This is a genomic window from Burkholderia sp. BCC0398, assembly GCF_902833245.1.
Taxonomy (GTDB): domain Bacteria; phylum Pseudomonadota; class Gammaproteobacteria; order Burkholderiales; family Burkholderiaceae; genus Burkholderia; species Burkholderia sola.
The window spans coordinates 179,318-204,658 of record NZ_CADFEM010000010.1 but is presented as its reverse complement, the minus strand read 5'-3'; the positions used below and the strand labels follow the sequence as shown (position 1 = coordinate 204,658).

Genomic DNA, 25,341 nt, shown 5'->3' with positions numbered 1-25,341 from the left:
TGCGGACATTTGCCGACATGAAGCCCGAGCTGCTGGTCCTCATCGCATTGCGCGGCGACGCGCATCGCGAGATCGTCGCGTCGTTCGACGTGCGTTATGCCCCGACCCCCGACGCGCGCGAACGCGCGATCGCCGAACACGGCAGCACGATTCGCGCGGTGCTGACCAACGGCAGCACGGGGCTGACCGCCGCCGAGATCGACCGGCTGCCGCAGCTCACGTTCGTCAGCGCGCTCGGCGCGGGCTACGAGCACATCGACGTCGCGCACGCGAAGGCGCGCGGCATTGTCGTAGTCACGGGCGCCGGCACCAACGACGATTGCGTCGCCGATCACGCGTTCGCGCTGCTGCTCGCGGCGGTGCGCAACGTCGTGCAGCTCGATGCGAAGACCCGCGCGGGCGTGTGGCGCGACGGGCTGTCGATGCCGCCGAACGTGTCGGGCAAGAAGCTCGGCATCGTCGGGCTCGGCAAGATCGGCGAGAAATGCGCGCGCCGCGCGGCCGGTTTCGACATCGAGATCGGTTATCACAACCGGTCGGAGAAGCCCGTGCCGTATCGCTATTTCGACCGGGTCGACGCGCTCGCGCAGTGGGCCGATTTCCTGATCGTCGCGACGCCGGGCGGCGCGGGCACGCGGCATCTGATCGATCGGACCGTGCTCGACGCACTCGGCCCCGGCGGTTTTCTCGTCAACGTGTCGCGCGGCAGCGTTGTCGATACCGCTGCTTTGGCGGACGCGCTGCGCGAGCGGCGCATCGCGGGCGCGGGGCTCGACGTGTACGAAGGCGAACCCGAGCCGCCGCGCGCGCTGACGGATCTCGACAGCGTCGTGCTGACACCGCACATGGGCGGCTGGTCGCCCGAGGCGCTCGATCGTTCGGTGCGGCAGTTTCTCGACAACGCGGCGCGGCACTTCGCGGGGCAGCCGGTGTTGACGCCGGTGTGAGCGCCGGGCGGCGGCGTTTACTCAGTTCGCCTGCCTGCAGAATTCCCAGTAGAAATCCGGCAGATTCGCCGGCTTGTCGGCATCGAGATCGATCCAGCCGAACTGGTTGTGCTCGTCGCTCAGCACGATTTCGTGACGATCGGCCTGACACTCCTTTCATCTAGCCATCCCCCGCCCGCATCGACGGGCATGCGGGCGGGGGACGCGGCGCCGTTACGCCGGCAGACGGCGCACGATTACGCGCCCGTCGACGGCGACGCCAGCGGCACCGTCACCGACGTGCCGGCCGGATCGAGCGTCAGCCCGGTGCCCGGCGTCGGCCGCAACGTCGCCTCATAGTCGCTGGAGAGCACGACGAGCCCCAGCCGGTGGCCGGCCTCCAGCTTGTAGTCGCGCGGCATGAACGTCAGCTTCAGGTCGTACGGCATGCCGGGCAGCACCGGTTGCGACACCCACTCGGACAGCCGGTTGCGCGGGTCGGTCCATGCGCGCGTGACGATCGTCGCCGTGCCGTCCGGCGCACGGTCGACCAGTAGCGCCGTCACGTTCGCGACGCCCGTGAAGGTCAGCCTGACGCGCGCGGTCGCGGTGCCGGACAGGCGTGCCGCGGCCGTCAGCGGTGCGGTCTCGAAGCGGCTGCGGTTTTCGCCGGTCGGCGTGTTCGCCAGCGTGAGCGCGGGAATGCGCGCATCGTCGGTGAAGCGCGCGAGCGGGCCGCCGCTCGGCAGTCGCAGCAGCGTGCCGGTGCTCGCGCCGTCGCCACCGGCGAAGTACGTGACCGGCGTCGCGTGGCGCGCGGCCCAGTCGGCTTCCTTCAGCAGCGTGCCGTCCGCCTGCGCGACCACCGCGCGCGGATCCTGCTCGACGCCGTTGTCATAGCCGATCAGGTAGCGCGTGAACCACCGGTTCACCTCCGCCGTCCACGCGTCGGCCATCGCCGGCACGCGGGTCGGATCGGTGTGCTTCAGGCGATGCAGCCACAGCTGGGTCGGCACGCCCTGACGTCGCATCGCCAGATACCACGACGTCGACTGGTCGACGCGCACGTTGTCGTCGGTCAGCCCTTGCGCGACGAGCGCCGGCGCGACCGCGAACGCGGTCGGAATGTCGCGCGCGGCCCAGAACGGCGAATAGTCGCCGGTCTTGCGGTCTTCCTGCTGCAGCGCTTCGTCGATCAGGTGCGTGCAACGCTCCGGATGCGCGTTCGTCAGCAGCGCCTTGATGTACACGTCGACATCCTCGCCCTGATAGCCTTCCGGCGCGCGCACGAGGCCGCCCGAGCGGTAGTAGCCGTACATGTTCGACAGCCCCGCGATCGGCACGATCGCGTCGAGCCCGCGCGTGCGCAGGCTCGCGACCATCTTCGGCAGCGTGCCGTCGTACGACACGCCGTACATGCCGACGTGGCCGGTCGACCAGTTCGCGACGACCGTCTTGCCGTTCGCGTCCTTCGCGGTCGCGTCGCGGCCGAGCCAGCGGATCACCGACGCCATCGCGACCGATTCGTCGCGCGTCAGGATCGTCGGGCAGCCGTCCGAGCCGGCGGTGCCGAGCGAATCCGCATAGACGATCGTGAAGCCGCGCGGCACGAAGTAGCTCTCGATCCATGAACGGCCGGCGGCGGCCGCCTCGAGCTGCTGCAGCATCCGGGTTTGCGGTGCGGCGGCGAGGATGCGCGTGGATGCCGATGCCGCAGCGTCGGCGGTCGAGGCCGGATGCGGCGTGCCGTCGAGTTCGACGTCGACGTCGTGGTTCGGGCTGTCGGCGAGCCCCGCGTAATACGGGCTCGCGAGCACGATGACGGGCGTGCGCGCGCCGTTCGCCGTTTCGGACGGCCGCACGATGCGCACGTGGATGCGGTCGCGCGTGCCGTCGCCGTCGGAATCGACCGGCGTGTCGACCCACGCGTTCTCTTCGATCGTGCCGCCGGACAGCGACGGCTGCACCTGGCCGTTGCTGATCACCGGCTTGTAGCGGCCGCCGCTCGCCGGATTCGCGTAAGGCACGCCGGACGGCGAAAAGCGCGACGCGAGCGATTGTGTATTGGACTGATCGGCCGCGGCGGCGGCCCCCGCCTGTTGGCCCTGCGCGAGCGCTGACACGCCCGCCACGCTGCCGCCGTCGTCGCCGCCGCACGCGGCGAGCGTCGCGGCCGCCACGAGCGCGGGCAGCCATGCGCGCCGTACTCCGGTTCGATGAATGTTCATGGAATCGACCTCGTCTCTTGTGATTGTCTGGAACCGGCCGGCTCGCGATACGCCCCCTGCGGCCTGGCCGGGTGCTGCGTCGGATGAAGCGGAACTGCACCATCAAAAACGGTGGACGAGGTGGATAAGGATCTCGCCCGGTGCCGGCGTGCGTCGGGCGGCGCGCATCCGGCCGGCGTCGAGGCGAGCGCATCGCCCCGAACGGGAATCGTCAGTGCGGCGGTTCGCTACGAATACAGGAGTGCGAATCAAATGCGGGCATGCCCTGGCTTCCTTCAGGTTTCGGATGAAACGGAACGGCACGATGCGATGAGGCGGGAGTGTTGCGAACGACGGTGCTGCAACGGCAGGAAAGCGCGACGCGAGTCGGCACGCTGGCCGGATTGCTTTCCGGAAGCTTGCGCAAAAGTTATCTCAGTGAAATGTTCGTGTCAAACTTTTTTAGCTTGAATCAAACAAAGTTTCGATATGGGTGCGCATGTGTGCTCAACTTCCCGGCAATCCGTCCGTAAACAGGGAAAAACAGGCTGAAAACGAGAGAGAAAGAGGGCAATGACGATACCGGTTACGGCGGCGGGCGGCCTTACGCTCGCGCAAATGGCGCAGGCGGCGCTCGCCGGGCGCGAGACGCCGGACACGACGGCGTCCGGCGCGCAGCAAGACACGCCGATCAGCGTCCGGGCAATCGATCCGGACGCGCTGCAGGCGGCGATGACGAAACAGTTGTCGATGGTGGGCGATTTGACGATGAAGCTGCGCGGCGTGACCGATATGCTCGCGACGAGCCTGCAGGACATCGTCGCGAAGCGGCCGGACTTGGCCGATGCGCCGTTCGACTTCATGACCGACGACGGCCGGATCAAGGTCGTGTCGAAGACGATGACGGACAGCGATCGCGCGTGGATCGAGTCGACGCTGAATTCGAACGCCGGCCTCGTGCTCGCGACGCGCGATTTTCACGAGCAGGCCGTCGATATCGCCGCCCAAGGCGCGGCCGTGCGCGGCGACGCGTTCACGGACAGCGATCGCGCGGCGGCGAGCCAGGGCGCTGACGCGCGCTTTCACTTCATGAGCCTGCTCAACCGGTCGGTCGCGGAGAACCCGCCGCCCGTGCCGCCCGGCGGGCACTTCACCACGCAGGATGGCACGACGCTGACGATCGAGCCGTCGGCCGGCACGGCGCGCGGTACGCTCGCGCTGCTGAGCACGGCGCGCCAGTTGTCGTCGGGTGCGGCGATTTTCGTCGACGCATCCGGCAACACGTCCTACGGCATGCGTATGGAACTCGTCAACGTCGGCTTCGACGTGCTCGCCGGCTACACGCCCGACGGCGGCAGCAGCGTCGGTTTCCACGAGACCGCGTAACGCCGCGCCAATGGCCTCTACTCGTCGCGCAGCGCCTCGGCCGGCCGCACCCGCGCGGCGCGCCAGCTCGGGTACAGCGTCGCGACGCACGACATCAGGAACGCGGCCGACGCAATCTCGATCACGTCGAGCGCCGACAGCTTCGACGGCAGCGCGCTGAGGAAATACACGGACGGCGTCAGGAAGCGGATGCCGAGCAACTGTTCGACCGCCGGCAGCACCACCGGGATGCTCACCGCGATCGCGCAGCCGAGCGCGACGCCCGCCAGCGTGCCGGCGAGGCCGATCGTCATTCCCTGGATCGCGAAGATCTTCATGATCGCGCGGGGCGGCGCGCCGAGCGTGCGCAGGATCGCGATGTCGCCCTGCTTCTGCGTGACCGTCATCACGAGCGACGACACGAGGTTGAACGCGGCGACCGCGACGATCAGCATCAGGATCAGCGACAGCATCCGCTTCTGCAGCCGCTCGGCTTCGAACCACGTGCGGTTCTGCCGCGTCCAGTCGCGGATATACAGGTTGCCCGACAGCGTGCGCGACAGCGCCAGCGCGATCTCCGGCGCGCGCTGCAGATCGTCGACGCGCAGCCGGATGCCGGTCGGCGCGCGCACGTTGGCCAGTTGCTGCGCGTCGCGGATGTGGATGTACGCGAGCGCGCTGTCGTATTGGTAGTGCCCGGACTCGAACGTGCCGACCACGTTGAACTGGCGGAACCGCGGCAGCGCGTCGCCCAGGCGCGCGGTGTTGCCGGGCGCGAAGAACGTGATGCGGTCGCCGATCTTCACGTGCAGCGCGTCGGCGAGCGCCGCGCCGAGCACGATGCCCATCTCGCCCGGTACGAGCGCGTCGAGGCGGCCCGTCTTCAGCTTGCGCGCGATCTCGGACACGCGCGGCTCGAGCACGGGATCGATGCCGCGCAGCGCGACGCCGGTCACGTTGCCCGCGTTCGTCAGCAGCGCCTGCGCGTCGACATAGGGCGCGACCGCGCGCACCGCAGCATTCTGTAACGATTCGTGCGCGGTGAGCCGCCAGTCGGGCATCGCGCCGGACGGCGAGAAGATTTCCACATGCGCGAGCACCGACAGCATCCGGTCGCGCACCTCGGTGCGAAAGCCGTTCATCACCGACAGCACGACGATCAGCGCGGCCACGCCGAGCGCGATGCCGGCCATCGCGGCGCCGGCGATGAACGACACGAAGCCGTCGCCGGCCGAGCGCCGGCCGCCGCGCGCGTAGCGCAGCCCGATCTGCCATTCGAACGGGAGTTTCAAGCGGTTTCCTTTCGTTTCGATTCGATCCTGCCGAGCCGCGCATTCTAGCGAACGCGGCGCGGCCGCGTGCGGAGGCCGGACATCGGCGGCCCGCCATCCGCCCGATGCCCGCCCGACCGGCCGGTCACCGGCGGGCGTTGCGCGCCGGCACACCGCTGTTTCCATCGTTTCGGGTCTGATCGATAATGGCGCCCAGCATCCGGTCGAAGATACCAAATCATCACGGCGCAACCGGGCCGCGCCGTCACAGACCCATAACGATTCGGGGAAGGTTGCCGCTTGGGCAGCATGTCCTTGACAAGGAAATAACAAAATGGATTTGCTGCGTTTCCTGCTGCTCCTGCCGATTCGCGCGGCGGGCTTCGTCTGGTGGCTGCTCGGCTGCGCGCTGCGGCCGCTGGTCGGCGACGTGTCGTGGACGGCGCCCGCATGGATGGGCGTCACCGCCGCGGCCGTGCGCCGCCGCCCGTGGCATGCCGGCGGCATCGTGCTGCTCGCGGCCGCGCTCGGTTACGGCGGCTACTGGTTCAAGCATCGCCCGAAGCCGCCGGAGCCCGAAACCGTCGGCTTCACCGTGAAGGCGCCGGCGATCACGACCTACGAGGTCGACGACACCGACAAGCCGAAGATCACCGTGCATCCGCTGGAAGTGGCGTTCTCGCGATCGGCCGCGCCGATCGAACAGGTCGGCAAGCCGGCCGGCGACGGCATCGAGATGACACCCGCGCTGAAGGGCGCGTGGGAGTGGGCCGACGACAAGACGCTGCGCTTCACGCCGGCGGCCGACTGGCCGGTCGGCGCGCACGTCGAGGTGCGCTTCGCCGTGCATCGCGTGTTCGCGCCGCAGGCGACGATGCGCGACGATCGTTTCGCGTTCGACGTGCCGGCGTTCGCCGCGACGTTCGGCGACAACCAGTTCTACCAGAACCCCGACAATCCGGCGGAGAAGCAGGCGCTGCTGCAGTTGCGCTTCAACTACCCGGTCGATCCGGCCGAGTTCGAGAAGCGCATCGGCCTCGCGCTGGTCGGCCGCGACGGCAAGACCGTGTCGCCGCTGCGCTATACGGTCAACTACGACAAGATGAAGACGAGCGCGTGGGTCTACTCGCAGCCGCTCGACATTCCGCGCGATCCGCTGGCAGTGCGGCTCGACGTCGACAAGGGCGTGAAGAGCGCGCGAGGCGGCAACGGCACGCCGGATGTGCTGCACGCGTCGGTCGACGTGCCGGGGCTGTACAGCCTGTCGATCGGCAATATCGCGCCGACGCTGGTCGACAACGAGCGTTACGAGCCGGAGCAGGTGCTCGTCGCCGAAGCGTCCGACGGCGTGCGCAGCGCGGAGCTGGCCGCGCGCGCGAAGGCGTGGGTGTTGCCGAAGCGCAAGCCGGGTGTCGATCAGTCGGACGACGATCCGCCGTACGAATGGAACCTGGCCGACGTCAGCGACGCGGTGCTGAAGCAGTCGAAGCCGCTGCCGCTCGAAGCGGTGCCCACCGAGAACGACTACGCGACGCTGCAAAGCTTCAAGTATCACGCGACGCCGGGCGATCGTATCGTCGTGCGAATCGAGGGCAACCTTAAATCGGCCGGCGGTTACCTGCTCGCCGAGGCGGCGACGACCGCGTTCACGGTGCCCGACTATCCGAAGCTGCTGCGCTTCATGGCTGATGGCTCGCTGCTGTCGATGAGCGGCAGCAAGCGGCTGTCGGTCGTGTCGCGCAACCTGCCGGGGATGAAGGTCGAGATCGGCCGCGTGCTGCCCGACCAGATCCAGCATCTCGTGAGCTTCAACAACGGCACGTACGCGCGGCCCGAACTGTCGTATTCGTTCAGCGAGGATCACATCGTCGAGCGTTTCGTGCAGACTCGCGCGTTCCCGGCCGGCGACCCGGGCCGCGCCCATTACGAAGGCGTCGACCTCGGCCAGTATCTGAAGGACGGCAAGCGCGGCGTGTTCCTGCTGCACCTGTCGAAGTACGATCCGGCGGCCGAGAAGAAGAAGGCCGACGATGCGAAGGATGGCGACGCGGCGTCCGATGACGGCAGCCACGATCAGTCCGACAACGCCGATTCGGGCGACAGCAGCGGCAACGGCGACGACGGCGACAACGCACTCGGCGACACGCGGCTGATCGTCGTGACCGATCTCGGGATGCTGGTCAAGAAGGCGCTGGATGGCAGCCAGGACGTGTTCATCCAGTCGATCAGCTCGGGCAAGCCGGTTGCGGGCGCAACCGTATCGGTACTCGCGGTGAACGGCCAGGCGCTGTTCACGCAGACCACCAGCGCCGACGGCGTCGTGCATTTCCCGGCATTCAAGGGGCTCGACCGCGAGAAGCGTCCGCAGCTCTACGTCGTGAAGAAGGACACCGACCTGTCGTTCCTGCCGGTGGCCGGCCGCGACCGCCAGCTCGACTTCTCGCGCTTCGACGTCGACGGCGAACGCAACGCGACGGGCCAGGGGCAATTGTCCGCGTACCTGTTCTCGGATCGCGGGCTGTACCGACCCGGCGATCCATTCCATATCGGCCTGATCGTGCGTGCGGCCAACTGGGCGCGCAGCCCGGCCGGCGTGCCGCTGCAGGCGGAGATCGTCGACCCGCGCGGGATGACCGTCGAGCGCAAGCCGGTGACCGTCGACGCGACCGGTTTCACCGAGATCGGCTACACGACCGCCGAAACGGCGCCGACCGGTACGTGGACGGTCAATCTGTACATCGTGAAGGACGGCCAGCCGGGCGCCGAGCCGATCGGCAGCACGACGGTGCAGGTGAAGGAATTCCTGCCCGACCGGATGAAGGTCGACGCGAAGCTGTCGCAGCAGGTCGTCGAAGGGTGGGTGAAGCCGAAGGGGCTGAAGGGCATCGTCGATGCGCAGAACCTGTTCGGCACGCCGGCCGAGAAACGCCGCGTCGCGGCGACGCTGACGCTGCGCCCCGTGTGGCCGTCGTTCCGCAGCTGGCAGGGGTATCACTTCTTCGACGCACGCCGCGCGAAGGAGGGCTACACGACCGCGCTGCAGGACGGCACGACCGACGACAAGGGCCATGCCGAATTCGATCTCGATCTCGACAAGTACGCGGACGCGACCTATCAGCTCTACTTCCAGGCGAAGGCGTATGAAGCGGAAGGCGGCCGCAACGTCGCCGCGAACGCGCAGACGCTCGTGTCGAACAACGACTGGCTCGTCGGCTACAAGTCGGTCGACGATCTCGGCTACGTGAAGCGCGGCAGCCCGCGCACGGTGCGGCTCGTCGCGATCGATCCGGGCGCGAAGGCGATCGACGTGAAGGACCTGCGCGCGCAGCTCGTCGAGCAGCGTTACGTGTCGGTGCTGACGAAGCAGGATTCCGGCGCGTACAAATACGATTCGCGGCTGAAGGAAGTGCCGGTCGACGAGAAGCCGCTGTCGATTCCGGCAGCCGGGCTCGACTACGCGCTGCGCACCGACAAGCCGGGCAGCTATGCGCTCGTGATCCGCCGCGCCGATGGCGCCGCGGTGAACCGGATCGAGTATTCGGTCACGGGCGCCGCGAACGTCACGCGTTCGCTCGACCGCAACGCGGAGCTTCAGGTAAGCCTCGCGAAGCACGACTTCAAGCCGGGCGAACAGGTGGAAATCGCGATCCGCGCGCCTTACGCGGGCAGCGGCCTGATCACGATCGAGCGCGACAAGGTGTATGCACATGCGTGGTTCCATGCGGACACGACGAGCTCGATTCAGCACATCACGGTGCCGGCCGGCTTCGAAGGCAACGGCTACATCAACGTCCAATACATTCGCGATCCGTCGTCGGACGAGATCTTCATGAGCCCGCTGAGCTACGGCGTCGTGCCGTTCTCGGTGAACCTCGATGCGCGCCGCAACGCGGTGAGCGTCGATGCGCCGGCGCTCGTGAAGCCGGGCGATACCGTCAACTTCACCGTGCATTCGGCGAAGCCCGCGAAGGTCGTGGTGTTCGCGGTCGACGAGGGCATCCTGCAGGTCGCGCGCTACAAGCTCGGCGATCCGCTGAAGTTCTTCTTCCGCAAGCGGATGCTCGAAGTCGGCACGTCGCAGATCCTCGACCTGATCCTGCCGGACTTCGAGAAGCTGATGGCGATGGCCGCGCCCGGCGGCGACGCCGACGACGCGATCGGCCGCCAGTTGAATCCGTTCAAGCGCAAGCGCGACAAGCCGGTCGTCTACTGGTCGGGGATCGTCGACGTGAACGGCGACACGCGCCTGAGCTACACGGTGCCCGACTACTTCAACGGAAAGCTGCGCGTGATGGCCGTGTCGGTGTCGCCGGATCTCGTCGGCACGTTCGAAGGCGCGACGACGGTGCGCGGCGATTTCGTGCTGTCGCCGAACGTGCCGACGACGCTCGCGCCGGGCGACGAGGCCGACGTCAGCGTCGGCGTCGCGAACAACCTGACGGGCGTCGGCAACCAGCCGGTGCCGGTCGCGGTCACGCTGAAGACGGGCCCGCAGTTGCAGGTGATCGGGCCGGCGACGCAGAACGTCGCGCTCGCGCCGCAGCACGAAGGCGTCGCGCTGTTCCGCGTGAAGGCGACCGATACGCTCGGCTCCGGCGCGCTGTCGTTCGGCGCGCGCTACGGCGCGAAGGGTGCGCAGCAGCGTGTCGACGTGTCGGTGCGGCCGGCCGCCGCGTTCCGCACGCAGCTCGACATCGCGCGGCTCGACCCGGGCAAGAAGACGGGCGTGCCGAACCTGCGGTCGATGTACGACGCGTATGCGTCGCGCGACGCGAGTATTTCCACCGCGCCGCTGGTGCTGACCGAAGGGTTGTCGTCGTATCTCGTCAACTTCGAGCATTCCTGCAGCGAGCAGATGGTGAGCGCGGCCGTGCCGCGCGTGTTCGCGGCGAAATGGCTGTCGGTGCGCGCGCTGACGAGCGCGATGCATGCGCCGGAAGCCGGCGCCGACACGGCGAACGCGAGCGCGATCGCGCAGTTCCTCGGCGTGTTGCGCGGCCGGCAGAACGCGCAGGGCGGCTTCGGCTTGTGGAGCGCGACGCCCGATGCCGATCCGTTCGTGTCCGCGTATGCGATGCACGTGCTGCTGGATGCGCGCGAGCGCGGCATCGCGGTGCCGAAGGACATGCTCGACGCGGGCAACGCGTATTTGCAGCGGCTCGCCGCGAACGATTCGCTCGGCTCGCTCGACCTGTTGCGGCAGCGCGCGTACGCGGTGTACCTGCTGACGCGCCAGGGCAACGTGACGACCAACAGCCTCGCGGCCGTGCAGAAGCGGCTGCAGGCGGCCTATCCGAACGACTGGAACAACGATCTCGCGGCCGCGTGGCTCGCCGCGTCGTATCAGTTGCTGAAGCAGGACAAGGAGGCCGCCGCGCTGATTGCCGGCCCGCAGGCGTTGCTCGAACGCAAGCGCGCGTCCGACGGCGGTGACGCGGCCGGCTACTACATCGACCCGCTGACGCGCGATGCGAGCGTGCTGTACCTGCTCGCGAAGCACTTCCCGGAGCGCGTGCGCAAGCTGTCGCCGCGCGCGATGGACAACCTCGCCGCGCCGCTCGTCGACAACCGCTACAACACGCTGTCGTCGGCGATGACGATTCTCGCGCTCGACGCGTATGCGGCGTCGAACGCGGGCCAGCTCGACCGGCTCGCGATCAACGAGGTGCGCGCGGGCGCAGCGCCGAAGGACGTGTCGTCGATTCAGGCGAACCTCGTGCGCTCGGGCACGTGGGCGGCCGGCGCGTCGCGCGTCGACTTCGTGAACGGCAGCGCGCTGCCGGCGTGGTGGGTCGCGAGCCAGTCGGGCTACGACCGCGGCACGTCGACGAAGGCGATCAGGAACGGGCTGGAGATCGTGCGCGACTACACGGATACCGACGGCAAGCCGCTCGCGAGGATCGCGCTCGGCCAGGAGATCGACGTACACCTGAAGATTCGCGCGACCGGTTCGGCGAACGTCGGCAACGTCGCGATCGTCGACCTGCTGCCGGGCGGCTTCGATCCGGTGATCGCGCCGCCGCCGGTGACCGATACGCAGGACGGCAACGGCGACGGCAGTGCGTCGGCGCCGGTGGCCGATGCACCGTGGCATTCGCCGATCGGCGTGAAGGGCTCGACGTGGCAGCCGCAGTTCGCCGATATCCGCGAGGATCGCGTGGTGATCTACGGCACCGCGACGACCGACGTGCGCGAGTTCGTCTACCGGATCAAGGCGAGCAACGCGGGCCGCTTCATTGCACCGCCCGCTTACGGCGAATCGATGTACGACCGCCGCGTGCAGGCGCAGGCGCCGGGCGGCACGGCGCTGACGGTGGAGCGCGTGCGATGACGGGGCGGTTTCATCCGCGTTGCAGGTCGCGCACGTCGCCAGGAGCGGCCGCGCGTGGCTGACGCATCCGTGCTCCGGCGCGCGCTGCACGGCGCCGGCCGCTGGCTGCATCGCTGGCAGAACTGGCTCGTCGGCGCGCTGCTCGTGTTCGCCGCGCTGGCCGCGTGCCGGCTGTGGCCGCATCCGCCGCTGCGCGACTGGAAACCGTCGTCGGTCGCGGTGACGGACGCTCAAGGCCGGCTGCTGCGCCTGACGCTCGCGAAGGACGACCGCTACCGGCTGTGGGTGCCGCTCGACCGGATGTCGCCGCAACTCGTCGAAGCGGTGATGCTGCACGAGGACCGCTGGTTCCGGTGGCATCCGGGTTTCAATCCGTACGGGCTCGCGCGCGGTGCGTGGATCACGTACGTGCGCGGCGGCAATCCGCAGGGCGGCTCCACGCTGACGATGCAGCTCGCGCGCTCGCTGTGGAAGCTGAACACGCGCACGCCGGCCGGAAAGCTCGAGCAGGTTGCCCGCGCGGTGCAGCTCGAACTGTTCTACTCGAAGCGGCAGATTCTCGAAGCGTATCTGAACGACGCGCCGTACGGCCGCAACGTCGAAGGCGCGGGCACCGCGAGCGTCGTCTATTTCGACCGGATGCCGGACGCGCTGACGTTGCCCGAAGCGCTCGCGCTCGCGGTGATTCCGCAGGACCCGGCGCGACGCGTGCGCGGCGGGCAGGACGAGATCAACCGTGCGCTGGCCGCGTCGCGCAATCGGCTCTATGCGCGCTGGCTGACGAAGCACCCGGGCGATGCGTCGCTCAAGCCGTTGTTCGCGTTGCCGCTCGCGATGCGGCCGCTGTCCGCGCTGCCGTTCGACGCGCCGCATGCGGTCGACCAGGCGCTGGCCGCGCGCAGCGCGTGGCGCACGACGTCGAGCGGCGCGGCGGACGATGGCAACCGCGACGGCGATGGCGGCGCGCGGCTTGCGATGACGCTCGATCTCGACCTGCAACGCACGCTCGAACGGCAGATTTCACGCTACGTCGCGCGCAACGATACGCGCGGCGTGCGCAACGCGGCGGCCATCCTCGTCGATACGCGCGACATGGGCGTGAAGGCGCTGGTCGGCTCCGCGAACTTCTTCGACCGGACGATCGACGGGCAGGTGAACGGCACGCTCGCGCGGCGCTCGCCGGGCTCGACGCTCAAGCCGTTCATCTATGCGCTCGGCTTCGACCAGGGCGTGCTGCATCCGCAGACCGTGCTGCGCGACGTGCCGACGTCGTTCGGCCCGTATGCGCCGGAGAACTTCGACGGTCATTTCCTCGGGCCGATCACGGCGACCGACGCGCTGAACCGCAGCCGCAACGTGCCGGCCGTATGGGTCGCGTCGCAGCTCAAGTCGCCCGACCTGTACCGGTTCCTGCAGGACGCCGGCGTGCGCCGGCTCGCAAGCGCGCAGCACTACGGGCTCGCGCTCGTGCTCGGCGGCGGTGAAGTGACGATGCAGGATCTCGCGGCGCTGTACGCGATGCTCGCGAACCGCGGCGAGTTCCGGCCGCTGCGGCTGCGCGCGGACGAGCCGGCATTGCCCGGCCGGCGCCTGCTCAGCGCCGAAGCGAGCTACATGACGATGGACATGCTGCGCCAGCACCTGCGCCCCGACGAGACGAGCGGCGCGCAGCCGTCGAGCGTGCCCGTGTACTGGAAGACCGGCACGTCATGGTCGTTCCGCGACGCGTGGACGGCCGGCGTGTTCGGCCCGTACGTGCTGGTCGTGTGGGTCGGCAATTTCGACAATTCGACCAATACCGCGTTCGTCGGTGTCGATGCGGCCGCGCCGCTGTTCTTTCAGGTCGTCGATGCGCTGAATGCCGAGCGGGCCGTCGTCGAGCCGCCGCGCGCGGTGCCGCCGAAACTGAAGCGCGTGCGCATCTGCCTCGCGAGCGGCGATCTGCCGAACGAGTGGTGTCCGCAGCAAGGCTGGACGTGGTTCATCCCCGGCACGTCGCCGATCCGGGTGAGCACCGTGCACCGGCCCGTCGTGATCGACGACGCGACGGGGAAGGCCGCGTGCCCGCCGTACGACGGCAAGCGCACGCATACGGAGGTCTTCGAGTTCTGGCCGTCGGACTTGCAGCAGGTGTTCGCGCAGGCCGGCATTCCGCGCCGGCGGCCGCCGCAGAATGCGGATTGTCGCGATGCCGGGCAGGTCGAAGGCGACCCGCCGCGCATCACGTCGCCGCTGCGCGGCAGTACGTATGCGATGCGCGTGAAAAGCACCGACGACACGCGCATCGCGTTCAACGCGACCGCCGATGCGAGCGCGCATGCGCTGTACTGGTTCGTCAACGACGCGTATGTCGGCCGCAGCGGGCCGGGCGACGCGCTGTTCTGGCAGCCGCGCACGGCCGGCAGCTATACGGTGCGGGTGGTCGACGATCACGGGCGCAGCGACCAGCGGCCGCTGGGCGTGGGACTGGAGCAGTAGCGCCGGTTCAGACCGTGTAGCCGATGCGCAGCACACCCCACGGCCGTCCGCCGACGACGATCGGCGCGGACACGTCCTTCATCAGCACGAACTGGCCGTTGCCCATGTCGCGCCGATAGGTCTGCAACAGGAACGGCTTGTCATGCGCGACGGACATGCGCGCCGTCCGGTCCGTGTAGATCCGGCGGTTTCGGCAATTTGCCGCATTCCACGCGGCGTCCGCACGCTGCGGCAGGGAAAACTTGCGGTTGTGGGTCGGCAGGTAGCACTGCCGGTCGAAGCTCGCGCAATAGACGACGCGTGGGTCGACGTCGAGCACTGGCTCCTGGATCGCCGGCAGCACGCGATCGGTGAACGCCGTGAAGCGCGTCATGAACTGTTGCGGGTCGGTGCCCGGAATCGGTTCGTAGTGCGCGTCGAAGAGCGCGTCGAGTGCGATATCGCCGCGGGCGACCGCGTCCTCGAAGAGCTTGCCGATCTTGGCGGCCGTGCTCCGTGCGGTGTCGATCAGGCGCGTGTCCGGCGATTCGATGCCGGTCGCGGCGGTGAGCTCGATCAGCGTCTCGGAGACGGAGAGCAGATTGCCGAGGCGGTCCTTGGCCTGCGAGAAGTTGTCGGCCGAATTCTCGACGCCGGACGCCATCTCGCCCACCTGCTCGTCGAGACGGTGGCACTGCGCCTCGATCTCGTCCGTCAACGACGCGATCTGTTCGGCTTCGCCCGCGAGCTCGGTGATCGCGTGCCCGGTCGCGTGCACGACCTCGCCGATCGTGCGCGTGCCCTCGCGCACGCGATGCGCGCGGGCGGCGTTGTCGGTGCCTTCCGCGAGCAGGTGTTCGGTCTGCTCGGCGAGCCGCGCGAGCGTCGTCTCGATCTGGGCCGTCGCCTGCCCGGTTTTCGCGGACAGGTTCTTGACCTCGGCCGCGACGACCGCGAAGCTGCGGCCCGACTCGCCGGCGCGCGCGGCCTCGATCGCGGCGTTCAGCGCGAGCAGGTGGGTCTGTCTCGCGATGACGGAGATTTCCTCGGACACCGCCCGCACGTGACCGAGCGCGTCGCGCAGCGCGCCCATCTGGTCGCTGATCGTGGTGACGCCCTCGACGAGGCCGTGAATGTCGGCGAGCGACGCCTCGATCGTCTGCTGCGACTGCCGGACCGCGTTCGACGCATTGGCGCTGACGTCGCGCACCTGCTGCGCGGCCTCGGCGATCCGGTGGTTGCCGCGCAGCGTGACGGCGGCCGATTCGCGCAGCGTATGACAGACCTCCGCCTGCCGGGCGACGCGTGCCGCGACTTCCTCGACGTGGCCCGATACGTCGCAGATCTCGATGCCGAGCCTGCCGGCCTGTTCGGCGATGTCGCCGACGAGCGCGCGCGACGAACGGCGGCCGCGGCCGATTCCGAAGAAGTTCACGTTGGTGGGTCTCCTTGAGGGCACGCGCGCCGGGTTCCCGGCGGATGTTGCGCATGCGTTCCTGACTTGACGGCCGCGCGGCCGAGGACTTGAGGTCGGGTAAACATCGAGATCGGTGCGCAGGATGACCGGGCCCGCGCCGGGCGGGGCGTTTGCGCGACGCTCGCGTGACGTTTGCGCGACGTTTCCGTGGCCGGACGGGCAGCGCGTGGTGGCCGCCCGTCCTCGGGGGATATCAGAACACGTGATGGATGCCGGCGTTGACGCCGACCGTCGTGCCCGGCAACCCGTACAACGCACCGCCCGTGATGCCGAGGCCCGTATTCATCGCGCCGTGGTTGTTGACCACGCCGACCTGTGCATACAGGCCCGTTCGTTTCGACAGGCTGTAGTCGGCGCCGATCGCGGCGAGCAGCGAATGGTTGTGCGAATCGTTGCGGTCGGTCGTGTACCACGCGCCCGTGTTCAGGTCGAGGGCCGGCGTGACGCGATAGTCGAGGCCGGCGCTATACACGTTGTTGCTGAACGAGCCGGCGACCTTGTAGCTCGTGAACGACGCCTTGCCGGTTACCGGCCCGAACGTATAGGCGGCGCCGATCGTGCGGCCGACGAACGCGACCGTGCTCGGCACCGGCGTCGGCGTCGTGCCGCCGTTGCCGTCGTAGAGCGCCGCGTTGAGCATGAAGCCGCCGTTCGTATAGGTAAGGCTGCCGGAATACTGGCGTCCCGCCTGGAAGTCGCCGGCCTTGCCGCCGAAGCCGAACATCGCGCTGGCCGTCAGCCCGGCGATCGTCGGGCTCGTGTACGAAATCGCGTTCGGGTTGAAGAGGCCCGTGACGAGCACGTTGTCGACGTACGGCACCAGCGCGGCCCCGAAGTGCGAGACGTTGCGCGGATCCGATCCGAGGATCGCGAGCACGAACGGCGAGAACTGCAGGCCGACCTTCGTCTCGCCGAAGCCGCCGTCGATCCCGACCCACGCCTGACGGCCGAAGAAGTTGCCGTTCGAATGGCCGAACGCGCCGTCCGTGATGTTGAAGCCGCTTTCCAGCTTGAATCGCGCGTGCAGCCCGCCGCCGAGATCCTCGGTGCCCGTGATGCCGAAGTTGGTCGGCGTCATGCCCGTGTCGGTCAGCGCGAACTGGCGCCCGGCGTTGCCGCCGGTTGCCGAATCGAGCGATCGGCTCGTATAGAGCAACGCGGCGTCGAGATCGCCGTACAGCGTGACGCTGCTCTGCGCGAAGCTGCTGGTGCTTGCGGCCGCGCCAAGCAGCGCCGCGCACATCGTCCGTGTCATTCCCTTCATCGTCTGTCTCCGTTTTGTGAGTGTTGTAATACGTACGACTAATTAAAAATGCAGTGGCGAAAGTGCTGCGATCCGCCTGCATGCCGTGCCGTCGGGGAACGCACGGCGATGCTCGTCGCCGGCGCGAGCGCGGCCGCGCGCCCGGCGTGATGAACGGGCAAGCGGTCGTGCTCCGGCGCCGCGGTGACGCGATAGGCCCGCCGTGGCGGGCGATGTCACATCGCGTGGTTCAACTGCTCGAGGATGGCCGGATTCTCGAGCGTGGACGTATCCTGCGTGATCGCCTCGCCCTTCGCGAGCGAGCGCAGCAGGCGCCGCATGATCTTGCCCGAGCGCGTCTTCGGCAGGTTGTCGCCGAAGCGGATGTCCTTCGGCTTCGCGATCGGCCCGATCTGCTTGCCGACCCAGTCGCGCAGCGTCTTCGCGAGCGCCGCCGCTTCGTCGCCTTCCGGGCGCGAACGCTTCAGCACGACGAACGCCACGACCGCCTCGCCCGTCGTATCGTCCGGACGGCCGACCACCGCCGCTTCGGCAACCAGTTCATGCGATACCAGCGCCGACTCGATCTCCATCGTGCCGAGCCGGTGGCCCGACACGTTCAGCACGTCGTCGATCCGGCCCATGATCGTGAAGTAGCCGGTCTCCTTGTCGCGCACCGTGCCGTCGCCGGCCAGATAGAGCGTGCCGCCGAGCTCTTCCGGGTAATAGCTCTTCTTGAAACGCTCGGGATCGCCCCAGATCGTGCGGATCATCGCGGGCCACGGCCGCTTGACGACGAGAATCCCGCCTTGCCCGTTCGGCACGTCCTGGCCCGTCTCGTCGACCACCGCGGCCATGATGCCCGGCAGCGGCAGCGTGCACGAACCCGGCACGGTCGGCGTCGCGCCCGGCAGCGGCGTGATCATGTGGCCGCCGGTTTCGGTCTGCCACCACGTGTCGACGATCGGGCAGCGCTCGTGGCCGACGTGCTTGTGGTACCACATCCACGCTTCCGGATTGATCGGCTCGCCGACCGTGCCGATGATGCGCAGGCTCGACAGGTCGTAACTCTTCGGATGCACCTTGTCGTCGGCCTCGGCCGCCTTGATCAGCGAACGGATCGCGGTCGGCGCGGTGTAGAACACGGTGACCTTGTGATCGTCGATCATCTTCCAGAAGCGGCCGGCGTCCGGATACGTCGGCACGCCCTCGAACACGACCTGCGTGCCGCCGCATGCGAGCGGCCCGTACGTGATGTACGTGTGGCCCGTGACCCAGCCGATGTCGGCCGTGCACCAGAACACGTCGTCGGGTTTCCAGTCGAAGGTCCACTTCATCGTCTGCGCGGCCCACAGCAGGTAGCCGCCCGTGCTGTGCTGCACGCCCTTCGGCTTGCCGGTCGAGCCCGACGTGTACAGGATGAACAGCGGATGCTCGGCGCCGACCCAGGTCGGTTCGCAGCGGTCGGACTCGCCGTCGGTCAGCTCGTGCATCCACAGGTCGCGATCCGCATGCCAGTCGATCTGGCCGCCGGTGCGGCGATAGACGATCACGCTCTTGACCGCTTCGCAGCCGCCCATCGCGATCGCCTCGTCGGCGATGCTCTTGAGCGGCAGCGTCTTGCCGCCGCGCGCCTGCTCGTCGGCGGTGATCAGCGCGACCGCGCCGACGTCGACGAGCCGCTCGTTCAGCGATTTCGCGGAGAAGCCGCCGAACACGACCGAGTGGGTCGCGCCGATGCGCGCGCAGGCCTGCATCGCGACGATGCCTTCGATCGACATCGGAATATAGATGACGACCCGATCGCCCTTGCCGATGCCGCGTTGCTTCAGCGCATTCGCGAAGCGCGACACGCGCGCGAGGAGATCCGCATAGGTGACGCGGGTGACGGCGCCGTCGTCGGCCTCGAAGATCACCGCGACGCGCTCGCCGTGGCCGGCTTCGACGTGGCGGTCGAGGCAGTTGTACGACGCGTTCAGCTCGCCGTCGTCGAACCACTTGTAGAACGGCGCGTTGCGCTCGTCGAGCACCGTCGTGAACGGCTTGTGCCACGTGAGGCCCTCGCGCGCGAGACGCGCCCAGAAGCCTTCGTAATCCTGCTCGGCCTCGGCGACGAGCGCGCGATAGGCCGGCATGCCGGAAATGGTCGCCGTCTGCTCGAGCGCCGCGGGCGGCGCGAACTGACGGGTTTCGTGAAGAACCGATTCGATCTTGGACAAGCGAGTCTCCCTGCGTTCGTGTAATTCCTGACGGTGCCCGGGAAAACGCAACATGCGTGCCAGTTGCGCGACCGGTGCGCGGCTGCGGCGAAAGCCGCGACAGCCGGGCGCGTGACGCCCGATCCAGCCAAACCGTCGGGTTTGCGGACGGTAGCGCGATGCGGTGCGGCGTTCACAAATGCAGCAGGCGTGTTGCAGTCCTGAGCAGTTCGGTGTGCGAGCCGTCGCGTGCTCGCCCGGCGCGGGCGCGTCAGGCGAGCAGCGAGCGCAGCGCTGGTGCGTGCCGGAATTGCCGGATGCGTTCGAGCGCCGCCACCTCGAGCTGACGAACGCGTTCGGCCGACAGGTTCAGTTGCCGGCCGATCTCGCGCAGCGAATACTCGTTGTCGACGTCGATCCCGTAGCGCAGGCGAAGAATCCATGCTTCGCGCGCGGGGAGGCAATCGATCAGCGCCGCGACCGCCGTGCGCAACTGGCCGGCGCTCGCGGCTTCTTCCGGCGTCGGCGCGTCGGGGTCGATCGTGACGTCGCACAGCGTGAGGTCGTGATCGGGCGAAACCGGCAGGTCGGCCGAGATCGGTTCGCGCACGATGCCCATCAGCTCGCGCACCTTGTCGACCGGCAGCCGCATCTGCGCGGAAAGCGCGCGCGCGTCGGCGACGTCGCCGGTTCGTTGCCGATGGATGCGTGCGAGCCGCGACAGCTTGTTGAGCGTATCGACCGTATGCGCGGGCACGCGTATCGTGCGGCCCAGATCGGCGAGCGCATGGGTGATCGCCTGCCGGATCCACCAGGTCGCATAGGTCGAGAATTTGAAGCCGCGCCGGTGATCGTAGCGATCGACGGCCTTCATCAGCCCGATATTGCCTTCCTGGATCAGGTCGGAGAACGGCAGGCCGCGATCGGCATAGCGTTTGGCGACCGACACGACGAGCCGCAGGTTGCTCTGGAACAGCTTCGTTCTCGCGGGTTGCATCGCCCGCTCGATACGCGAGCACCGCGCGTCGAGCGCGATCGCGATGTCGAGCGGCAACGGCGACTGAGCGGCGACGCGCGCGAGCGCGCCGCGCGCGTCGATTAGCGCCGGCGCATGGCGGGCGAGGGCGCCGGCGCAGTCGGGATGCGCGGTGCCGCATGCGTGCAGCCATGCGTATACGTCGTCGCACGGCGCGAAGAGGTCGTGGCGCGCGGATTCGGCATGTATGCCCGCAGCGGCCAGCGTGTCGACGAGCCGCTTTTCGAACGTGCGCGCTCGGGTCGCGCGCTCGCGGTTCGCCTGTCCGATGCGTTCGATCGCGCGTGACGTGAAGCGGATGGCGCCGGTCAACGCGGCCGCTTCGCGCAGCAGCGCCCGGCTGGCGGCCGACGCGAAACCGTCCGTGTGCAATGCATGCTGCATGGCCGGCGCCAGCGCACCGGCGCGCTCGAGCGCTTCGACGACCGTATCGCGCCACGCGTCGCTGTCGACGGAAGGGCCGGCCGCATCGTCCGGCGCCGGCGACGCCATGGCCGGATCGTCGGGCAACATCGACGGCGTACTTGCAGGCGATTCGATCTCACCGGTAAGCCCCGTCACGTAAACCGACGCCGCCGCCTTGCCGGCACGGATGTCGTCCGCGATCGCCGCGACGGCCGCGAGCGCCGCCGGATCGCGGCTCAATGCGTCGATGCAGGCGGCGCGTCCGCTTTCCAGACGAAGCGCGAGCGCGATCTCCTCGTCGCGTTCGAGCAGCGGCGTCGCGCTCATTTCCCGCAGATAGAGCCGGACCGGATCGTTGGTCCGGCCCGCGAGCAGGTCGTCGGCCGCGAGCGGCGTCGATGCGTCGGCGAGCGGCGACGCCACCTCCGACGCCTGCGCAAAATGACGGTCGAGCGTCCACCCAGTGTGCTCGCCGGCATGCTCGCGTACGTCGATGCCGAACTCGCGCAGCATCGACGCGGCTGCGTCGACATCCGCGCGTTCGGCCGCGTTATCCGGCAACGCATCGGGCAACGCATCGGCGATTTCGCCGTGCGTCACGTATCCGCGGTCGATGCCCAGCGCGATCAGCGCATGCAGATGCACCGCGCGTTCGGCGTCCGCGCCGCGACGCGACGCGTCGTCGCGCTCGCGGGCGGGCCCGGCGTCAGGCGAGCTTCGCATAGACGTTGCACCAGCCTTCGGCGGCAACCGTCTTGCCCGCGAACATCGGGCACGTGCCGACGGATTCGCCCGCGGCAGCCTTGTAGAAGCGGCAGTTCGAACACGTCTGGCCGGCCTGATACTTCGGGAACTTGCCTGCGTCGACGGTCGTCGCCTTTGCGCGGTAGCCGAGCGTCTTCGCTGTCGCGTCGTTTTCGTCGACGGGCGGGGCGGCCGCGAAGGCGCGCGTGCCGGCCGCGAGCGCGGCGCACAGGCCGGCGGCCTGCACGATGAAGGTTCTGCGATGGCGGGAGATCATGATGTCGTCCTGAACGAAATGAAATGAAAAGAAAAAGCCGGGCCCGCGCGCCGGGCAGGCTGCCCGGCGCGGCGGTCGACCGAAACGAAAGCGGGCGGGAAAGTTACTTGCGCGGCCCGGCGATGAGCGGCGCCTTCGACGCGTTGGCGATATCGGCGGTCAGCTTGCTCTGCGACGCGTCGTAGCCGTTCGAGTAGAGCAGGAACGCCATCAGGTCCTCGTATTCCTGTGCGCTCATCTTGCCGGGGCGATCGGCCGGCATGTTGCTCGACATGTACAGGAAGATGCCGCCGACCGTGATGTGCGACTTGCCCTCGGGCGCGAACGATTCCCCGCTCAGCGCGGGCGCGGTATTGCCCTCGAGCTGGTCGCCGTGGCATTTCGCGCACGCGTCGCCGTAGAGCTTCTTGCCGTGCTGCACCTGCGCCTGGTCGAACGACGGGACGCCGCTGCCTTCGCTCGTCGACACCTTGATGAAGCCGCTCCTTGCCGGCCGCTGCGCGGACGCGATCGCGCCGTCGAGAAACCGGCCGGGCGCGTGCGTGGCGGCGGCTTGCGCGATGTCGGCGGGAAGCGTCCAGCCGCGCGTGAGCGACGCGAGACGGCCGTTGCCGCTCATCTGCGACAGCGTCGCGTCGATGCGCTTTTGCAGCGCGTCCTTGCCCGGCCCGAATGCGAACGACAGTTGCCAGTCCGAGTACGGCGACGACGTCGCCGCCACCTTGAACCGCTGTTTCGGATGGGCACGCTCGTACGCGACGACGCTCGGATACCAGACGATCGCGCGCTGCGCGCGGCCCGCGGCGAGCGCGCCGATCGTTTTCTCGCTCGTGTTCTCGAGGTCGAAGCGTGCGTTCGCCTGCTGCGCGGCGATCAGTTGCGACGGGCTGCCGTACGTGGCCGCGATCGTTTCCTTGGCGCCGGACGGCGCTGGCGCATCGGGCAGCGACACGCTGACGTAGCCTGAGCGCAGATAGCCCTGCGAGAACGTCATTTTCGATCCCGACGCATCGGCGATCGCCGAACGCGGGAAACCGGCGATCACGTCGCAGTCGCGTTCGAGCGATTTCGTCAGCTCGCTGGCGGAGATGCCGTCGTCGTCGCCGTTGTCGTCGACGCCGCGTGTGTTGAAGGTCGCGGCGATGCCCGCGGCGCGGAACACTTCGCGCGCAACGGAGCGGTCGAGCGCAGTGGTCGGGCTACCGGGCAGCGTGCAGACGCGCACGCCGGCCGACGCGGCTGCCGGTGTCAGCGCCACGCCCACGGCGAGCAGACTGGCGACGGTAACGGAAGTGAGGCGAGTATTCATGGTGGTGTGTCCGGTTGAAGCGGGTGGGGCGTCGCGCCCGCATCGGGCGCATGCGGGCGCGACTCGGGCGCGATTCGGCCGTAGCGCCGGGTCAGTTCAGCGCGAACACGTAGAGCGTGCCGCCGCGCGGAACGTCCTTCGCGATGTCCGCCATCGGGCCACCCCAGATCGGGTTCGCGCCGCCATAGCCGGCGAGCACGGCGACATATTCCTTGCCGTCGACCTCGTACACCGACGGCTGCGAAATGATGCCGCTCGCCAGTTGCGGGCTTTCCCACAGAACCTTGCCGGTCGCCGTATCGAACGCGTACAGGTGGCCGTCGAGCGAGCCGCTGAACGCGAGGCCGCTCGCCGTGGTCGCGACGCCGCCGTTCCACGGCTTCTTCGACCAGTGGCTCCACAGCTTCTTGCCGGTGTTCACGTCGATGGCCGTCAGTTCGCCGTAGCCTTCGCTGCCCGGTTCGGGCTTGATCTCGAAGCCTTCGCCGAGATACGGCAGCCCTTCCATGTAGCTGACCGACTTGCCGGTCAGGCTCATGCACGCATGCAGCGCGGGCACGACCGCGATGTTGCGTTCCTGGTCGTACGAGATCGACCACCAGTTCTTGCCGCCGAGGAAGCTCGGGCACGTCTCGATCGTCGTGCCGGCCTTCGGGAACTTCGATGCGTCCTGGATCGGCTTGCCGTCTTCCGTGTAGCCGGTGACCGACAACGCTTTCACGAACGGCGTCGCGTAGATCAGCTTGCCGGTCGTGCGGTCGATCGCATGGAAGAAGCCGTTGCGATCCGCGTGAATGATCGCGTCGTAGTCCTTGCCCTTGTACTTGATGTCCGCGAGGACGGCCGCGTTCACGCCGTCGTAGTCCCACGTGTCGTTGTTCGTGTACTGGTAGTGCCACTTCAGGTTGCCGCTCTTCGCATCGAGCGCGAGCAGCGAGTCGGAATACAGGTTGTCGCCGGGGCGCAGCGCCGCGAGCCACGGGCCGGGGTTGCCGACGCCCCAGTACAGCGTGCGCGACGCGGCGTCGTACGTGCCGGTCAGCCACGCGGCGCCGCCGCCGTGGCTCTGCATGCCGTCGGGCCAGGTTTCCGCGCCCTTTTCGCCGGCGGCGGGGATCGTGTAGCGTTTCCAGACCTGCGAGCCGTCTTCCGGATTCAGCGCGGCGATGTAGCCGCGAATCCCGTATTCGCCGCCGGACGTGCCGACGACGATCGCGCCGTCGATCGCGAGCGGCGCGAGCGAGAACGCGTAGCCGAGGCCCGGCTCGAACATCTGCTTCTTCCACACGAGATTGCCGGTCTGCGCGTCGAGCGCCGCGATTTCGCCGTTCAGCATCGCGATGTAGACGTTCTTGCCGTACAGCGCGACGCCGCGGTTGACGACGTCGCAGCACGCGGTCTTGAACGAGGCCGCGCCGAGTTTCGGCTCGTATTTCCACAGCTGCTTGCCGGTCTTCGCATCGAATGCGTAGACGTTGTCCTTCGGCGTCGTCACGAACAGGTAGTTGCCGTTGACGATCGGCGTGGCCTCGAAGCCCTGCTTCAGGTCGGCGGGGAACTTGTACGCCCACACCTGCTTGAGATCCTTCGCGTTCGACGTGTCGATCTGCTTGAGCGGCGAATGCGAGCGGCCGTCGTAGGTGCGGTAGTAGGTCAGCCAGCCCGGATCGCCGTGTGCATCGGTCAGGCGCTGGTAGGTCACGGCCGGGTAGTCCGCGGCCGCTTCGACGAGGCCGGGGTTCAGCGCGACGGCGGCTGCCACCGCGATGCCGATCGTCGCCAGCCGGCTCGCTGAAGCCGAGAGTTTCTTCATGGTTGTCTCCTGGGTCATTGTGGTCGCACCGCCGCGAACGATTCGTCGCGCCGGCACGGTTGGGGTTTCCGGGCCGAGTGCACTGCCCGTCACGCAAATCGCATGCCATCGCGGCAGGAAGCCGGTGTGGCGCGGCACACCGGCGTATCGCTTGCGATGGGCCGATCGACGACCCGCGCCGTGGCGTCGGCGCAGGTGTTGCATTCAGGTACACCGTCGCGCGGGAAGTGTTGCCAAACATGACAGGTGGCGCAGTCCGTAGAACAGCGGGACATCGGCCGA

13 protein-coding genes are annotated in these 25,341 nt (G+C 68.4%); 4 read left to right on the top strand and 9 right to left on the bottom strand.

Annotated features, from left to right (window positions below):
• Positions 1–17 precede the first annotated feature (17 nt).
• The gene (locus HWX76_RS22635; RefSeq protein ID WP_124556339.1) at positions 18–947 is read left to right on the top strand and encodes a 2-hydroxyacid dehydrogenase; all 930 of its coding nucleotides are present in this window, start codon (positions 18–20) and stop codon (positions 945–947) included.
• Between the two features lie 236 nt (positions 948–1,183).
• Here HWX76_RS22635 and HWX76_RS22625 read toward each other — a convergent pair whose 3' ends face one another.
• Positions 1,184–3,154, bottom strand: coding sequence for a Xaa-Pro dipeptidyl-peptidase (locus HWX76_RS22625; RefSeq protein WP_176016362.1), 1,971 nt, complete (start codon positions 3,152–3,154; stop codon positions 1,184–1,186).
• 552 nt (positions 3,155–3,706) lie between these two features.
• On the opposite strand from HWX76_RS22625, the gene HWX76_RS22620 reads away from it, so the two are divergent.
• Positions 3,707–4,519: a hypothetical protein gene (locus HWX76_RS22620; RefSeq protein WP_176016361.1), complete on the top strand. Its 813-nt coding sequence runs from the start codon at positions 3,707–3,709 to the stop codon at positions 4,517–4,519.
• A gap of 17 nt (positions 4,520–4,536) precedes the next feature.
• On the opposite strand, the gene HWX76_RS22615 is transcribed toward HWX76_RS22620, so the two are convergent.
• Complete coding sequence (locus HWX76_RS22615; protein ID WP_176016360.1) at positions 4,537–5,790, bottom strand: lipoprotein-releasing ABC transporter permease subunit; 1,254 nt, start codon at positions 5,788–5,790, stop codon at positions 4,537–4,539.
• 313 nt (positions 5,791–6,103) lie between these two features.
• On the opposite strand from HWX76_RS22615, the gene HWX76_RS22610 reads away from it, so the two are divergent.
• Together HWX76_RS22610 and pbpC are read left to right on the top strand one after the other, a co-directional pair.
• Positions 6,104–12,100 carry an alpha-2-macroglobulin gene (locus tag HWX76_RS22610; RefSeq protein ID WP_176016359.1) on the top strand — a complete coding sequence of 1,999 codons (5,997 nt, stop codon included), beginning with the start codon at positions 6,104–6,106 and terminating at the stop codon, positions 12,098–12,100.
• Between the two features lie 54 nt (positions 12,101–12,154).
• Positions 12,155–14,578 (top strand): penicillin-binding protein 1C, encoded by a 2,424-nt coding sequence (gene pbpC / locus HWX76_RS22605; protein WP_176016358.1) that lies wholly within the window; start codon positions 12,155–12,157, stop codon positions 14,576–14,578.
• Between the two features lie 7 nt (positions 14,579–14,585).
• On the opposite strand, the gene HWX76_RS22600 is transcribed toward pbpC, so the two are convergent.
• The 7 genes from HWX76_RS22600 to HWX76_RS22570 form a co-directional block, all read right to left on the bottom strand.
• Positions 14,586–15,992: a methyl-accepting chemotaxis protein gene (locus HWX76_RS22600; protein WP_050012251.1), complete on the bottom strand. Its 1,407-nt coding sequence runs from the start codon at positions 15,990–15,992 to the stop codon at positions 14,586–14,588.
• Between the two features lie 235 nt (positions 15,993–16,227).
• Positions 16,228–17,298: a porin gene (locus tag HWX76_RS22595; RefSeq protein WP_089489655.1), complete on the bottom strand. Its 1,071-nt coding sequence runs from the start codon at positions 17,296–17,298 to the stop codon at positions 16,228–16,230.
• A 215-nt stretch (positions 17,299–17,513) separates the two neighbouring features.
• Positions 17,514–19,496, bottom strand: coding sequence for an acetate--CoA ligase (acs, locus tag HWX76_RS22590; protein WP_089489654.1), 1,983 nt, complete (start codon positions 19,494–19,496; stop codon positions 17,514–17,516).
• Positions 19,497–19,746: 250 nt separating this feature from the next.
• Positions 19,747–21,639, bottom strand: a complete 1,893-nt coding sequence (locus HWX76_RS22585; RefSeq protein WP_050012254.1) for a sigma-70 family RNA polymerase sigma factor — start codon at positions 21,637–21,639, stop codon at positions 19,747–19,749.
• Positions 21,623–21,937: a high-potential iron-sulfur protein gene (locus HWX76_RS22580; protein ID WP_050012255.1), complete on the bottom strand. Its 315-nt coding sequence runs from the start codon at positions 21,935–21,937 to the stop codon at positions 21,623–21,625. The genes HWX76_RS22585 and HWX76_RS22580 overlap by 17 nt, the downstream gene beginning before the upstream one ends.
• Positions 21,938–22,040: 103 nt before the next feature.
• Positions 22,041–23,246, bottom strand: a complete 1,206-nt coding sequence (locus HWX76_RS22575) for a c-type cytochrome (protein ID WP_089489651.1) — start codon at positions 23,244–23,246, stop codon at positions 22,041–22,043.
• Positions 23,247–23,337: 91 nt separating this feature from the next.
• Positions 23,338–25,059, bottom strand: coding sequence for a methanol/ethanol family PQQ-dependent dehydrogenase (locus HWX76_RS22570; RefSeq protein WP_069617477.1), 1,722 nt, complete (start codon positions 25,057–25,059; stop codon positions 23,338–23,340).
• Positions 25,060–25,341: the final 282 nt, after the last annotated feature.

Coding starts and splice junctions, on each gene's coding strand:
- HWX76_RS22635 (WP_124556339.1), top strand. CDS start 18: ATGAAGCCCGAGCTGCTGGTCCTCATCGCATTGCGCGGCGACGCGCAT.
- HWX76_RS22625 (WP_176016362.1), bottom strand. CDS start 3,154: ATGAACATTCATCGAACCGGAGTACGGCGCGCATGGCTGCCCGCGCTC.
- HWX76_RS22620 (WP_176016361.1), top strand. CDS start 3,707: ATGACGATACCGGTTACGGCGGCGGGCGGCCTTACGCTCGCGCAAATG.
- HWX76_RS22610 (WP_176016359.1), top strand. CDS start 6,104: ATGGATTTGCTGCGTTTCCTGCTGCTCCTGCCGATTCGCGCGGCGGGC.
- HWX76_RS22595 (WP_089489655.1), bottom strand. CDS start 17,298: ATGAAGGGAATGACACGGACGATGTGCGCGGCGCTGCTTGGCGCGGCC.
- HWX76_RS22585 (WP_050012254.1), bottom strand. CDS start 21,639: ATGCGAAGCTCGCCTGACGCCGGGCCCGCCCGCGAGCGCGACGACGCG.
- HWX76_RS22580 (WP_050012255.1), bottom strand. CDS start 21,937: ATGATCTCCCGCCATCGCAGAACCTTCATCGTGCAGGCCGCCGGCCTG.
- HWX76_RS22575 (WP_089489651.1), bottom strand. CDS start 23,246: ATGAATACTCGCCTCACTTCCGTTACCGTCGCCAGTCTGCTCGCCGTG.
- HWX76_RS22570 (WP_069617477.1), bottom strand. CDS start 25,059: ATGAAGAAACTCTCGGCTTCAGCGAGCCGGCTGGCGACGATCGGCATC.